General features: G+C 27.0%; 14 protein-coding genes and 1 pseudogene. 1 reads left to right on the top strand and 14 read right to left on the bottom strand.

Annotation, left to right across the window (positions count from 1 at the left end):
* Nucleotides 1-64: 64 nt before the first annotated feature.
* Nucleotides 65-859, top strand: a complete 795-nt coding sequence (locus S100390_RS02625; RefSeq protein WP_070406737.1) for a hypothetical protein — start codon at nt 65-67, stop codon at nt 857-859.
* 52 nt (nt 860-911) lie between these two features.
* Here S100390_RS02625 and S100390_RS05660 read toward each other — a convergent pair whose 3' ends face one another.
* The 14 genes and pseudogenes from S100390_RS05660 to S100390_RS02555 form a co-directional block, all read right to left on the bottom strand.
* Complete coding sequence (locus tag S100390_RS05660; protein ID WP_197490516.1) at nt 912-1532, bottom strand: CatB-related O-acetyltransferase; 621 nt, start codon at nt 1530-1532, stop codon at nt 912-914.
* Complete coding sequence (gene dinB, locus S100390_RS02615; protein WP_070406736.1) at nt 1525-2784, bottom strand: DNA polymerase IV; 1260 nt, start codon at nt 2782-2784, stop codon at nt 1525-1527. The genes S100390_RS05660 and dinB overlap by 8 nt, the downstream gene beginning before the upstream one ends.
* A gap of 23 nt (nt 2785-2807) precedes the next feature.
* Nucleotides 2808-3593 (bottom strand): hypothetical protein, encoded by a 786-nt coding sequence (locus S100390_RS02610; RefSeq protein ID WP_070407259.1) that lies wholly within the window; start codon nt 3591-3593, stop codon nt 2808-2810.
* A 120-nt stretch (nt 3594-3713) separates the two neighbouring features.
* A complete protein-coding gene (locus tag S100390_RS02605) occupies nt 3714-4805 on the bottom strand; it encodes a hypothetical protein (RefSeq protein WP_070406735.1) in 1092 nt (363 codons plus the stop codon).
* A gap of 247 nt (nt 4806-5052) precedes the next feature.
* The gene (locus S100390_RS02600; protein ID WP_070406734.1) at nt 5053-6273 is read right to left on the bottom strand and encodes a hypothetical protein; all 1221 of its coding nucleotides are present in this window, start codon (nt 6271-6273) and stop codon (nt 5053-5055) included.
* A 218-nt stretch (nt 6274-6491) separates the two neighbouring features.
* Entirely contained in the window at nt 6492-6707 is a 216-nt protein-coding gene (locus S100390_RS02595) for a YneF family protein (RefSeq protein WP_070406733.1), read from the bottom strand.
* A 125-nt stretch (nt 6708-6832) separates the two neighbouring features.
* On the bottom strand, nt 6833-7783 hold the full coding sequence (locus S100390_RS02590; RefSeq protein ID WP_070406732.1) for a hypothetical protein: 951 nt from the start codon (nt 7781-7783) through the stop codon (nt 6833-6835).
* A 28-nt stretch (nt 7784-7811) separates the two neighbouring features.
* Nucleotides 7812-9545: an aspartate--tRNA ligase gene (gene aspS, locus S100390_RS02585; protein ID WP_070406731.1), complete on the bottom strand. Its 1734-nt coding sequence runs from the start codon at nt 9543-9545 to the stop codon at nt 7812-7814.
* Nucleotides 9545-10801, bottom strand: coding sequence for a histidine--tRNA ligase (hisS, locus tag S100390_RS02580; protein ID WP_070406730.1), 1257 nt, complete (start codon nt 10799-10801; stop codon nt 9545-9547). Before hisS ends, aspS begins: the two co-directional genes overlap by 1 nt.
* A gap of 397 nt (nt 10802-11198) precedes the next feature.
* Nucleotides 11199-12389, bottom strand: coding sequence for a hypothetical protein (locus S100390_RS02575; protein WP_231918076.1), 1191 nt, complete (start codon nt 12387-12389; stop codon nt 11199-11201).
* Nucleotides 12390-12549: 160 nt separating this feature from the next.
* A pseudogene (locus tag S100390_RS02570) lies at nt 12550-13005 on the bottom strand (PTS transporter subunit IIC); the annotation flags it as partial.
* A gap of 377 nt (nt 13006-13382) precedes the next feature.
* Complete coding sequence (locus S100390_RS02565) at nt 13383-14342, bottom strand: hypothetical protein (protein WP_070406728.1); 960 nt, start codon at nt 14340-14342, stop codon at nt 13383-13385.
* A 167-nt stretch (nt 14343-14509) separates the two neighbouring features.
* Nucleotides 14510-15253, bottom strand: a complete 744-nt coding sequence (locus S100390_RS02560; protein WP_070406727.1) for a hypothetical protein — start codon at nt 15251-15253, stop codon at nt 14510-14512.
* Nucleotides 15254-15391: 138 nt separating this feature from the next.
* Complete coding sequence (locus tag S100390_RS02555; protein ID WP_070406726.1) at nt 15392-15907, bottom strand: GNAT family N-acetyltransferase; 516 nt, start codon at nt 15905-15907, stop codon at nt 15392-15394.
* Between the last annotated feature and the right edge of the window lie 50 nt (nt 15908-15957).

Raw genomic sequence — 15957 nt, 5'->3', positions numbered from 1 at the left:
TTTTAAATGCTACCATTTTAAGTTATAATAAGAATAAATATAAAAAGAGTAGGGGAGTTTTACAATGGGAGTACCAACATTTTGTCCAGTTCATATGAAAATTCATGAATGTCCAGAAAACAGTAATAAAGCCATTTCAAGTGCAAATGAAACAAAAATTAAAGCTAAAATGGCACGTATGCTAAACCCAACGGCTACTACTGAACCAGAAAAAACACAACAGGCGGAAAAAGGAACAATTCAATATATTTTAGAAAATGCGAAAAAAAATAATAGTACAATTAAAAATAAATTGGGACTGGAAAACGAAGAGGGGAGAAGTGTTGGTGTTGATGAAAATGATATTAAAGCTAAAATGGCACGTTTGCGAGCATCGGTTAATGGGACCCAAAGTAATCCAAATTCTGACTCAGGTTCCCCTACTTCTAATCAACAAGGATCTGGATTACAAGAAATAATTGACCATGCTTATCGAATTAATCGTGGTATTGAGCGAATTAAAAGTCCAGAAGAAAAACAATTAACAGCAACAACAATTAATTTTGACGATACTGACTTAGAACAATTAAATAAAGTAATGGAAGAAACCAAAACAAAAAAAAGTGTCTCAGACAAATCGAAACCAAAAATCGCAACCAATAGTAGGACAAAAACAGTTAAAAATGGTTCTAATAAGACTATTTCTGCTACCAAAAAGCCGAAACCAAAAACAACTAGTGCTAATAATTCCACAACTAAAACAAAAACAAATAATAAAACCGTTGTCTTAACAACTGATGAAATTGAAGATTTAATTGAAAAAGCAGTTACTAAAGCAATGGCAAAAGAGAAATATAATAAAAAGAAAAGGGGTTCTTAACAGATTAAATTACTGTACTCCCCTTTTCTTTTTATTATTTATTTTATAACTTTTATTTTTCTGATTTAATTATTTCAGTTAAAATTTGTTCTACTTCTCAGTTTCATCATTCTAAAGCCAACATAGTTGCAATCTTATTGGCACTAAAGCGATACTTAATTATTTTGGCCGGATTACCACCAACAATGGCATAAGGTGGAATATCTCTTGTTACAATGCTACCAGCACCAATTACAGCACCAACGCCAATGTTAACACCAGGTAAAATAATAGCATTATAGCCAATTCAAACATCATGACCAATAACTGTATTTCCTTTTTGTGGGGTATCGTCACGAAGCGTTGTAATTAAATTTTGATCATCCGTTAAAAATGCTAATGGATAACTTAAAAAATTCTGATAATTATGATTAGCACCATTCATTAAAAATTTAACATTTTTAGCAATTGAACAAAACTTTCCAATAATAATTTGATCATTTAAATAAGGAAAATGATATAAAATATTTTTATTTTGAAATTCAATTGCTTCTTGCTCTTGATCACAATGATAATAAGTATAATCACCAATTTCAATATTTGGATTAGTAATATAATTTTTAATTAAATAGAAACCACTAATTTTAGAGTTTTTCTTATTAGTTGGTGGAATTATCATAACTTTCTTACTCATTATCCTTGCTCCTTAGCTTTGTTTCATCTAAAATTCGTTGATCTGCTTGAATATATTTTGTTTGTGCCTGTAAAACATATTTTAATTCCTCTAATTTTTGACCAGTTAATAAAATATCTTTGCGATATTTCTTATTAATTTCTTTAATTAACTTAACTGTTGAACCTTCAACTTGAAAGTTAGGTAATGAATCAAAAGAAACTTGCTCTTTAATATCATATTTACTAATAATTCCTCGTAACCCAACACCAATTAATCGAATTGGTTCACCTGTTCAAAATTGGTCAAATAAGCTAACAGCAGTTGAATAAATCTCATCTAGCAAATTAGTAAATTTTTGGATTGTTTTTTGTTTGGTAAAACGTTTCCGATTACTATTTTTTAAAGTAACATAAATAACATTACCAACCATTGTTCTTTTTTGCGCTCGTTGACTTACATGTTTTGCTAATAAATAAATTTTATTTTTAATTTCTTCAAAATCAATTAAATCATATTCTAATGTTGTTTCATTTCCAATTTGTTTTAATTGATTATGTTCAAATAATAATTCGTCACTTCCTCCACCATTTGCTCGTTCCACAAAACTAATTGCTGGTTTACCCAATATTGTCTCTAATAAAGGCAAATCAGGAAACTCTGCTAAATCTTTAATTGTCATAATTCCAAGCGCATTTAACCGTTTTGTTGTTTGTTGACCAATCCCAAATAGTTTATTAACCGGTAACGGATGAACAAGATTTGGAACATCTTCTGGACGAATTAACGTAATTCCCATTGGTTTTTTTAAATCACTAGCAATTTTTGCTAAAGATTTATTATACGAGATACCAATACTATTTGGTAATCCTAACTGTTGAAAAACATTTTGTTGCATGTTAACTGCTAACTGCATTGCTGAACCATATTTTAGATAAATATCTGTTACATCAATATAACATTCATCAATCGAAGCAACCTCAATTTGATTGGTATAATGCGTACTAATAAAATCAAATAATTTTTGAGCAAATTCAACATATAACCCAAAATCATGATTAACAACTTCTAAATTAGGATAAATTTCTTTTGCCTTATATAATGGCATTGGACTATTAATTCCTAATTTTCGTGCTGCATAATTTGATGTTGTAACAATTGCTCTTCGTGACGGTGAAGAAACCACTAATGGTTTTGTTTCCCATTGTGGATCTAATGCTTGATGACAACTAGCAAAAAAACTATTCATATCGATATGAAAAATAACCTTCATAACAAAACTCCCCTACCCTATTCTTATAAACCAAATGGACCAGTATATTTATAAAGCCGTTTAAAAATAAAATTATAACCAAATAAATAGGTAAATTGTACCCCACGAGAATAACTACGAGCAATAATTCAATCATCATATAATTCAGGAAATTCTTTTTTAACAAATGGCCGCATTTCTGTTTCATACAAATTTTCTAAGTTTTGTTTAAAATGACCATTAAAGCTTAATAAAATTAAATATGCCCCAATGATAAAAATTAAGATTAAATTTAAAATGCCATAATGTTCAATGAAATAAAAAAAATTAAAATCTAATAAGTTTGGATTTACTTTCGTTAAAACATAAAAAACAATAATAAGGATTGATAGTATGAAAAATAAAAATAATAATAACGGTGGTGCTAAATACAATAAAAAATTCATTGTTCGTACATGACGATTTTTCAAATGTAATTGAGTGGCAAAAAAAGTACGTCCTAAAACATAATCTAATCCCATCCCTGATAAAAAATAAGACTGACTATATAATTGTAAATCATTAATATAAAATGTTTTCTTTTTATAAGAATTAGTAATTAACACTTGATGTGGTTTTCGTACTACTTTTAACCCACTAATTTTCTTTTTGGTTAAATAACGATCAATCACTTCTAAAGATGTCATTGTTTGACTAGGAGTATTATTTAAATTTGGAATTGGTACTAAAATATTTCGGTAAGAAATAACTAAAAAAATTAACACAATAATATTAATTACAACAAAAAATCCAATTAAAATAAAGGCAATTTCACTATTTCCTAATATCATTTCAATCATCCTTTGCTTGTACTTATTTATCATATTATAACTTGAAAATAACAACATTAATAGAGTCTATTAATAAAAATTAGTTTTTTTCACAAAACAAAAACTGATGTTTCTAGGCGATTAAAAGTTATTTTGCCCACCAGCTTTATTTTGAGTTATTTCTTCTGTTAATTCAATTTCACCCGCATTGATTTTTTGCAATCGTTTCTTAACAATTTCTGATAATGAACTCAAGCTACCATTGTTTAACTTCATTTGTAACAATTTTTTTCGTTCTTCATTATTTGGATCAGCGGCTAATTTTAACAATCGTAATCGTTGTTCATAACTTAAATGGTCAGGGTCTAAAACGTCATTCTCGTTAATAAAAATTGCTTCTTCTTTACTGATTGCAATATTTTTCTTTGCATTTTTCAAGATATCACTCATCACAGGATTTTGATCCATTGAATTTTCATCAGGAATGGTTGTTATGTTTTCTTCTGTAAAAGTTAAATTCTCCTGATTTTGATCAGTTGCTAAATCATTAACTTCTGGTTTCCCAACAACTTTTCCTTGCACTTTTAACAGTAAATCAGCATTATTAAAGTATTTCTTTTCCGGATAAATTTCATCACCACCAGCACGAGGTGTTGCATCCAATACAACTTTTGCTGGTTTATTAAGTAATTCTTCTAATGTTTCAGGAACAAGAAAACTATATTTTCGGCGACCTTCAACACGAGGTTCTTGTACTCGATTACGAAGAACATCTAATTTCCGTGTAATTAAATTAGTTTTTGATTTTTGTCAACGATCATAAATTTGATTAACATCCAAAACTGGTTCAAGGGTATCATTTTCATCAAGTGGAACAAAGCGATTTTCATTGTTTAAATTTAATTCATCTAAATCATTTAACTCTTCTGATTGATCAACTTCAACTATTTTTTCTGATCGATTTGATAAACTTTCAAGTTTATCATCGGTTGCTAATTTATCATAACTATCATTAAAAACTTCATTATCCTGGTTTTGATTAACATTAAATTTATTATTATAATATGAAAATGTTTCATAGTCATCCGTGGTTTCAACATTGTTAACAATGTTTCGTTCCAAACGAATTTCATCATCATTTGTTTTAACAATTGAAGTTGGACGTTTTGCTGGATCAAATTCATTTGGATCATAATCATCTCAATAATCAATGACTTTTTTCATATCCCCCATTATTAAAACCCCCATATGTTTTTACTTATATATTATACTACAATTTTAACTTGAAAAAAAGACCCCATAATTAAAACTATTTTTATCATTTAAAAAGACTGGGTTCTAATCAGTCTTTTTAAAAAAATGCATTTATATTCATTTTGTTAAGCATTTATACTAAACATTTATTTTATTTAATATCAAACTACACTTATTACTCTATATAATAAATTGTAAACAATAAACCTAAGTAAACTAAATCTTTTTAAACTTGACACAAAACAGACATTATTCCAAATACTTCACTTAAAACATCTCCAAAATGAGGAATATATTTAGTTATTTGACTAGCAACTTTTGTTGTAGTACTGCAGTATTTATCAGAAGGGCTTAAAATTGAATCAATCTTTTCATTTATTCTATTAATTTCTCGTTTAAGATTGTCAATATCTTTTTTTAAATTATTTATTGAATTATTTAATTTTTCTATTTTTAAATCAATTTCTATTAGATTTAAAATATAGTCTCAATCTCTAATATAGCTTTTCATTTGTTCTGCAACGTTATCTTTTCATATATTCTTTTGAGCCTCAGAAAGTTTAGGAACATCTTCTATAATTTCACGTTTTATTCGCTTTTTTCAATCTTTTAAATTATATAATCATAATTGTACTTTTGGATCATTAACAAGAATATCATTGATTTTTTTCAAATTAACTTTAGTATTAAAAATAAAATCATTTTTTATATTTCCTATTGAATAAATTTTAGAATTATCTTTTATTTTTAATTTTAATAAAAAACCTTCACTAAGACTCAAAAGTTCTTCTTTTTTTATAATTTCAACATCATTAATATTTAAATTAGGATATTGAACTTTAATTCTATCAAAAATATAATTATTATTGTTATCTTCAATGATTCCTAGACCAACTTTTTCTCACTTTATTAAATCACTTTTAAAATCATCATTTAATTTTTTAACATATGAATTTGAATATAATATTGTGTCATTAGGGACAATGGAAGCATTAAAATGATCAATATTCATAGAAATCACAGAAGTATATAATCTATAATTAATTTTTATTCTTTTGTCTTTAGAACTGTTTTTATATACCTCAATAATTTCATTTCAATGATCTCATATAGCTTCCCCAAGAGCATAGTCAGGCGAATTCCCATATATTCCTGTTATATTTTTTTTAGCAAATTCTAGAAAAGTGTTACTAAATAACCGTTTATCGTTCTTATTTGAATAATAAATGTGTGCTAAATTTTCAAAAGTTTCTGGTTTTAACAAAAGCTCAAAATAACTAAAATTATCGTCTTTATCAGTTTCAATACGTTCATCATTACCATTAATAGTATAATTTTTTGTATTAGTACCATTATTTTGTTTTTCATATTTGCTAACGGTAATGAACGTTGGCATACTTGTCCCACTAATTATTAATACACTTACTAAACTTAAAATTTTTTTCATAACTATTCCTTTCTCTCCTGTTGTTTTGTTTAATCCCTAACCATCAACTATTATAATTATTATATACCTTTTCTTGTAAAAATTATTTTTACAATAACCTTCGCAAAATTAAAAAACATCAACTAATAAAATTTATAATCTCTTATTAAAAAGACTTATTTTATTAATTGACGTTTAAAACTAAATTTACAAAACATTAACAAAGTTCTTCAGCAAAACTATTTAGCTCGTTTCATTGAATTCATTACTTTTTTAATGTCTGCTTCAGAAGGCTTTCTCCCCATTTGCATATACATTGCCCGAATTTGTTTTTCAGTAATTGGAGGATTATCACGTAATTGTTTTTGAACAATTTTTTTTGTAATTAAAAACCCTAATACCCCACCAATAACTAAACTACCAATTCCTATAATAAGTCCTGCTCATCAAGGCATTTAAAATTCCTCCTTTTATAATTCTATTAACTACCCTATAATTTCTATAATATTTTAACATATTTTAAGATATTAATTAAGTATTATCCTGATATTTCACCTCAAAAAGCAAAAGAATTACGAAATTATACTCATATATCAATGATATTAAAGTTATTTTCTAATTTATGGACACTAATATTATTATCTTGTGTGATAAAAAAGAAAATATTGCTTTCCAAATTATCTTCTGTTTGTTGTCCAGTAATAAGAAGATTGTTTTCCCAAAAATTAATTGATTGAACAGTTAAAACAACATTATCATTACTCGTAAGCTTTGTTATTAATATTAAATCATTAGTTAAAATATTATTACGATATAAACTACCATCATTCAAAAGCAAATAAAAATAACGGCTATCGTCTCATGCCGGACTAGCAGTTAAGCCAATAATGCTTTTATTTTCAAAAATAGTTTCAACAACTAATGTTGGTTTTAAAGAGTTTGTCATTCGATATAAAACCAAATCTATTGCAATATATAAATAGTTATTAATAACCATCATTAGAACATTTTTAGTTTCATCATCTCGAAAAGAAGCAATAATATCTCATTGATAATTATGAAAACGAATTAATTTTTTAGTATTATCTTCTGGAAAAGTAACCACTAAATATTCCCTTTCAAGGAATGAACAACTAGCAAAAATTTCGTTAAGTTGCAATTTATCATCAAAAATAACGGTTTGTTCATTTTTTAATAAATTATAATAGGTTAAATAAATCCCTGTTTGGCCGTGTTTCTGATACAAATAATATACAAGAAGTTCTCCTGTTCCTGACTGTGAAAAATTAATACATTTTATCACTAATGATTGAGGTAATAATATTTGTTTAATTTTTGTAATTGTCAAACCATCTATTTTATAACAAATAATATTTTGATTAAAATACTCAAAAAAATAAAGTTCTTCTTTAAACTTAATTTTTTTACGATAACTATTATTTGTTAAATCACCAAGTTTAGTGATCATATTTGGTGCAAAATGATATATTCCATTATTTGTTACTAACAACATTTTCTCATCCGTTGACATTTTGTTTCCTTCTTTATCTTAATTATTTCTATTTTAATTTAATTCCTAATTCATCTAATTGCTTTGAATCAACTGAACTTGGGGCCTCGGTCATTGGATCACTTCCGGAAGCATTTTTCGGAAAAGCAATTACATCACGAATTGAATCACTATTTGTTAAAATCATTGCTAATCGATCAAGACCGAAGGCAATACCTCCGTGTGGTGGCACACCATAATTGAAAGCATTTAGAAATCAACCAAATTTACTTTCAATTTCTTTGGAACTTAATTGTAATGATTCAAACATTTTTTGTTGAATCTCACTTTCATGAATTCGAATACTTCCCCCACCAATTTCATAACCATTTAATACTAAGTCATAAGCATTGGCACGTGCCGTTGCTAAATTTTGTTCAAAATTATTTAAGTATTCTGTTGTTGGCGCAGTAAAAGGATGATGGGCTGCTTCATAACGGTTTGTTTCATCTGATCATTCATATAATGGTCAATTAACAATTCATAAGAAATGATATTCATTAGGTGGAATTAAGGCAAACATCTTTGCTAATTCAACTCGAACTGCTCCTAATGCTTGGCAAGTAACAGTCTTTTCATCACTAACAAAAAAGAACGTTCCAGTTTGATTATTACTAATTTTTAATAATGCCATTTTTTCAGCATCACTAATAAATTTTGCAATTGACCCTTCTCATTCATTATTTTCTTGTTTAACTCACGCTAATCCTTTTGCTTTATTTTGTTGTGCAATTCGAGTTAATTCCTCAACTTGTTTTTTTGTTACTAAATGCGGAATAAAAATTCCTTTTAAACTAAGATCATTTTGTAAGGCACTAGCAAAAATACTAAAAGTTGTTTGAGCAAAAATAGTTCTTGCATCAAACAATTGTAAATCATATCGTGTATCTGGTTTATCTGTTCCATATTTTTCAATTGCATCATCATAATTCATTTGCAGAAATGGTGTTTTGATTTTAACTTTCATTACTTCAGCCATAATAACCCGAAACAATGCTTCGACTAACGCAAAAATATCTTCTCGCTCAACAAAACTCATTTCTAAATCTAATTGCGTAAATTCTGGTTGCCGGTCACTTCGTAAATCTTCATCACGAAAACACTTTGCAATTTGAAAATACTTATCAAATCCAGCTAACATTAGTAATTGCTTAAATAACTGCGGTGATTGTGGTAATGCATAAAAATTATGTAAACTTTGCCGTGATGGGACTAAAAAATCACGAGCTCCTTCTGGCGTTGATTTATTTAAAATTGGTGTTTCAATATCAATAAATTTTTGTTCTTGTAAAAATTGACGAATTGTATTAATTAAATGATTCCGTAACATAATTTTTTGTTGCATTACTGATCGTCGTAAATCTAAGTAACGATACTTCATTCGCACATCTTCTAACGCATCAGTAACATCATTGATTATTAAAGGCGTTGTCTGTGCTTTTGATAAAATTGTTACTGCTGTTACACTAATTTCAATTTCCCCTGTTTTTAACTCTAAGTTTTTATTTTTTCGTTCAACAACATTCCCTTCAACACGAACAACAAATTCATTACGAATACTGTTTATCATTTCATACTGAGGATGCTCGGGTTGAACAACAATCTGCGTAATACCCTCACGATCACGTAAATCTAAGAAAATAATGCCCCCCATTCGGCGATTTTTAGCCACTCATCCTTCTAAAACAACTTTTGCTTGAACATTTTTTAATGTTAATTCCCCACAAGTGTGTGTTCTCTTCATTATTTATTCTCCTTACTTAAAAATGTAATAATTTTTTCAAATTTAACTTCTTGCTCTTTTCCAGTTGTTTGATTTTTAATTTTAACAACATTTTTCTTCAATTCCTCATCACCAATAATAATCGCATTCTTCGCTTTTAATCGTTCTAATGATTTAAACTGTGCTTTAACACTTCTCGATAAATAATCACAATCAGCACGAAAACCGCTTCCACGCAATAGTAATAATAGTGATGATGCAAAATAACGGGCATGATCAGATAAACAAATTAAATAAACATCTAAATAAGGTTCATCAGCCAACTTAATTTCATTTTCTGCTAAAGTTAATAATAATCGTTCTAATCCTAAGGCAAAACCAACTGCCGGGTAATCTAAACTTGGTTCAAAACTACTTACCAATTGGTCATATCTTCCCCCACCTAATAAAGTCAATTCTCGTTCTTGCTTATTAACTACAACTTCAAACACAAGAGAAGTATAATAATCTAATCCTCGTACTAATTTATGATCTAATACAAATGGAATTGCTAATTTTGTTAAAATATTTTGTAAATTATTAAATTCCGTTTGATCACTTTCTGTTAAATAATCATAAATTTTTGGTGCTTGATCAAATTTTTTATTATCAATTTTACAATCTAATACTCGCAATGGATTTTTTTCCACCCGAATAGCACAATCAGCACATAAATCTTGTGTTTTTAAAAACGTTTTTAAAACTGTAATGTATTTTGACCGTTCTGTCCCAACTGCTAAATAATTTAATTTTAAAGTAAGATTTGACAAACCAAGCGCTTTTAAAAGATTATAACCAAGTAAAATCACTTCAACATCTAATAAATAATTTTTAACTCCAACAACTTCAACACCAAACTGATTAAATTGTCGTAATCGTCCGTGTTGTGGTCGTTCATAACGAAACATACTACCAAAATAGAACAATTTTAATGGTAATTCATATTTCCCATATAATTTTTCTTCCAAAATACTACGAATGACAGGTGCTGTTGCTTCTGGACGTAACACAAATTCACGTTCTTTTTTATCTAATAATTCAAACATTTCTTTAGTCACAATATCAGTTTCATTTCCAACAGCACGAACAAATAAATCCTTTGCTTCAAAGATTGGTGTTCTAATTTCATGGTAATTATACTGCATCACAATATCTCGTAAAATTAATTCTAATGCACTTAATTCACTAGCTTTTTCATAATAGATGTCTTCGGTTCCCCGTGGTTTTTGAATATTCATAACTTTCTTTCCTCTCTAAATAAAAAACTAAAAGATTTCTTAGGAACGAAAAATCGCGGTGCCATCCTATTTCATTATCTTTTAGTTAATGCGCTTTATTTTGTCAAAATCTATTAAATTTTTATAATGAAGTTGTCAACACTGTTTAAAAGGGTAATAGTTTCCACCGACCACTATTTCTCTGAGCAATTATTTTTATCAATAATTTCTTTCAATTAAAATTATACCTATTTTTTAAAAAAAGTAAATTAATTAAAAGCAAAGATTCAAATAAAAGTTTAGGTGCCTATAAACCTGTTCTAAAGATAGATTTTAAGGTAAAATCTAATATTATTTAGAATATTCGTTAAATAAAAAAAGCAATAAAATTGCTCTTTTTCAATATCTTTTTATGTACCTATACTAAAGAGATAAAATCTATCATTTTCGAATTTTTTCAATCGTTATATAATCTAAGACCATGTCCAAAGCCCATTCAGATTCCACCCCCGCCTTGGTACGTTCCTTTTGTTAAAACATTATATCCAATTGAAAATTGTAAATAATAATTTCCATTTTCAAAATAATAACTTAAAATAATAAATTGTTTTCCTCAAATTTTATTTCCTCATAACGAATAATTAAGATTAAAATTTTGAATTTCAAGACATTTTTTTAACTTGTCATTGTTTAAAACAATAAAATTATTAGAAGATAACTTTCTATTTAAAATTTTGTCTTTTAATAATGACCCATTAAATTCATTCGGTTTTCTCCCTGTAAAGGGATCATTCCCTCAACTTATTTTTGAATAAAATTCAGAATTATTTCCTATAAATTCAAATTTTTCATAATTTAATGGATTAACTGTGCCAAGATTAAAAGTATATAATACTTTTAATGTTATTTTTTGATTCTTATAAGTTTTATATATAGCAGAATTATAATTAGATAATCTTGAATATGCAGAAGTTCAATCATTATTAAAAGGTTTGTTATTGTTATTAGAAAAATTTAATGATAATTCATTTTCATTATAATGACTAGGGTTTGGCAATTCTACAACGTTCTCTGTTCCCGCAACTAATTTATAAACACCATTTTCAGCAGCAATATATAGATCACCATTTTGATTAGCTGATATCGTATTAACTCAACCTTCAAAAATATTTGTCATTCTGTTTGTTACTTGATTTAAATAATACACACTATATTTTGTTCCAACATAAATATTATTATTTTTATCAAACGCAAGAGAACTAACTGTCTGATTCATTTCTTTAATTTTAGTTATTGTTTTAAAAATAGCACTTAGTTTATATATCCCAGTTTCTGTTCCAAAATAAACATTGTTAGCACTATCTGCTGTTATTATTTTAACTTTTGATGTAATTTGTTTAAGTTTTACTGGTCAAGATAATCAATCCCGTTTCAACATATAAATACTATTTTCTTCCTCATAAAAAACATTCCCCAGGCGATCCTTAAAATATATAATATTTTCACGATTTACATCCAGTTTTATTTTCAAATTTGACAAAAACTGTACTTTTTCAAGCATCGACGGTACCTCTGATGTTGGATTTTTATTAACTGCTAATGTATTCATTTCTATTTTTTTTGATTTGAATTCAAATTAGTAGCAATGTTAGGTAAAATTGTAGAACCCGCCATTGCAAGGGTTCCTAATATCACTAATGTTTTACGCATTTTTATCTCCTCTCTGTTTCTTAATTAAATTGCAAAAAAAATATTATTAGTTTTAAAATAATATTTAAAACACTAGCAAACATCACTGATAAGTAAAATAAAACATGACCTGTTAAATAAATATATTTATATTGTGTAATGCGGGCTAACAAGATATTTAAGAGCATTGCACAAATCATAATTAATGATCCAGCTAAAACAATTCTTGGTAATGCATTTAAAAATAACCCCGGAATAACATCATTATTAGCAATAATTCCATTAATCCCAAATAATAAATTAAAAGCATTACCTAGTTTACCAACTGCTCCCGCTAAAATCCCAGCACCACCACCAATAATTAAAAATCCAATTGTTGTTTTAATTGTTGCTGAAATCGTTTCAGTAAATTTCTTTCGTTGCAATAAACAACCAACAAGCGCAAATAATCCAATCAATATTGCTGGAGTTCCAATAAATTCTTTAAAAAAATTTAAAATATAATCTCCTGTACTTAAAGATAAAAAGTTATTCATTTTATCCCTCCTTGCTAATTATTGTTGTTTCATAACTTTATCGTTTGAATTACAAGTATTTAATAAAAATTAATTAAACCTTGTTAAAACCTTAAATCAACTTAACATATTTTTAATATGTTATAATTTCATTTTATTTCTTTGTTAAAACTTTGCAATTTCTTTCCACATTTTGCAAATTTATGTTAGATTTGCAAATTTTCTGCAAATTTAATATCTTTAAAAAAGGTAGTTTATCATAACAAATGCAACTAAATGTTGCTATTATGATAAAAAATTAGAATTAATGCTGTGTAAATTTTCCTCTCTAATTTGTATTAATTATTAAAAAAAGAAAAACTATTTAAAATAGTTTTTCTTTTTGTTTAAATTAACATTTATAATATTATGTTTTTAACTAACATTTTAAATTCACCATCTAAACCATATACTTTTAAAACGACATAAAAGTAATCTTTAAGAACTAAGTGCATGTCTTCATAATCATCACCAGGTTCAAATGTAACTTTACCATCAGTGTGTATTGCGGCTTGGATTTTTTCAACATACAAATCATCATTTTCTAATTTAAGCGTTTTATTCAGATATTTTAATGCATCATAATAATATCCGCTACCATCTTTATCTAATTTAAAACTAAATGCTGTTTTAACTTGATGAGCATATCAATAAAAACCATAATTTTTTATTTCAATTCCTGAATTATATTCTGAATCAATATGATTAATATTGGTTACTAATGACTCATAACCTAAAGTAATAATATTACTATATCCACCTAAAAGTTGATGTGCACTATATGTTTGTAAATCTTGATAAGTTGATAAATCAATCTTATGGGTAAGATTTCCATGCGAATCAGTTATTTCTCCTTTTAATTTCATAAAATAAGAATGAAACCCAGCATCAATAATGTCCAATTTCAGATGCATTTTTACATCTGGATTACTTATTGCAAAGATGAAAGCGGCATTAATATCTTGAATTTGTTTATTTTTAACATCATCAAGATAAATTATTGGTCTAATATTTAATAACTTAAATGCTGATTGGAATGACGTAATTTTAATACCAATAGCATTATTTTCTAAAACAAATGCTTTCATTTCCTCAATTACAGAAACTAACGATTCAGTTACATCAAATGAACCAATCTTAGGTTTACTATTATCTGTTTCATCTACCGGAATAGAAAACTCATGAGTAAATACTTCAGTTTCTTGTGCTTGATAAGAATGATTTGATACAATCGTACTATTACTATTAACTACATTAACTGTTGTTGCTGACGATAATGCAATTATTGCTGGGCCCAAAATGCTTAGTAATTTGTTCATATTTGTCCTCCTCTGCAGTGTTTTAACTGCTAATTTTATTAAATAATATTTTAGAAGAAAAAACAACATTTTTATTTAAAAATTAGAAAATTTTTTATTAAACATAATTATTTTGCAAGGTTTAATAACAAAAACAGGTTTAAATTAACTTAAACCTGTTCTTGATATTAAACATCTTCTTTATAATATTTATTTCATGAAGCAATATCATCACTATCTGTTTTTCTAGATTCCTCTCCTGATGGTTCAGTTTCACCCTCCGAATTTTTATCTTCAATCGTTTCTTTTGTACGATCAACAATAAAATCATTTTCTGGTGCAGTTCGATTTTGTAATGATGAAATTTGCATTCTCATTCGTGACATTGTCAAATTATTATCTTTAAATTCAATTATTCATTGAATTGGTAATGTTAGCGAATCAATTTTCTCCGAATTACGAATTAACATTAATAACATATTAATGAATTTTCCAAAACCTTCTTCCCCTACTCAATGATTCATTTCCAATGGATCATGGACTAATTGGTTTTTAACTAAATCATAATTTGAAGCATGTGCTTCAGTAATTCTTTCAGCTCACTCTGATTCAGAAATTAAATAAAAATTTGTTGATAAACTACAATTAAACAAGTGTTGTTGATTTTTAAATAATGAAAAATTAAACTTATCAACAATAATAGCACTAATGCTAATTGTTAAACCTGTTAAATCAGTTACATCATTCATTCAACGAAAAATTGCTTGCACATAACGCAAAATAAATTTTAATTTTCCCGATGAATAAAGAACTGTTTTTCAACTTTCATAATCAAATTGATATTCTGCATCATGACGTACTTTGCGAATATTTTCATCAGGCTCTAAATCCAAGAAGTCCTCAGCTGATAAAATTATCATATCTTTTTTCATACGCTTACTCCCCTATAAATATAACCTAGTTATTTAATTTAACTTACTGATGAATTATACCATAAATTTCAAAATAAAACTACCCTCTAAAATATAAAGTTTTGAATAGTTAAAATAAAGGAAATGCCCTATCTTGTGTTAAATTCGAAATGGTGGAGAATATTTTAAGGTTCCTGTAGTATTAGATAAACTATTCAAATATAATTCTTTAACCATAAAATATTTATCTTCAATTTCAAAAGGAGCTTTAATTGCATAATTAATAGCCGGAACATAGTTAAATTTTGAATAATAATTTGGATCTCCTAAAATAAAAATTGCTTGATACCCTTTTGTTGTTGCTTTGTCTTCTAAAAATTTAATTAATTTTGTACCAATCTTTTGTCCTTGATATTCTTTTTGAACAGCAATTGGTGCTAATGCCAATAATTTATGATTATCATTGATTGTAACAGTGCTTAAAAAAGCATGGCCAACAATCTGATTGTTAATAATAGCAACAACATCAAAGGTAGGATCATACTCTGGCAATAATCTTAAATTATCAACCAAAATATGTTCAATAACATCTTTCTTGTCGTTAGTATTAAATGCTTTAAAAATAATTTTTCTTGTTTCTGCTTTTTCTTCTTCTTTAATTGTTCTAATTTCCATTGTTTTTCATCCTTTGAATTAATAATCACTTTTATATCTTGGTCTTTTTC

The sequence above is a fragment of the Spiroplasma sp. NBRC 100390 genome (assembly GCF_001886495.1).
Lineage (GTDB): Bacteria > Bacillota_I > Bacilli_A > Mycoplasmatales > Mycoplasmataceae > Spiroplasma.
Note: the sequence above shows the minus strand (reverse complement) of the source record. Positions and strands in the feature narration are given on the sequence as shown.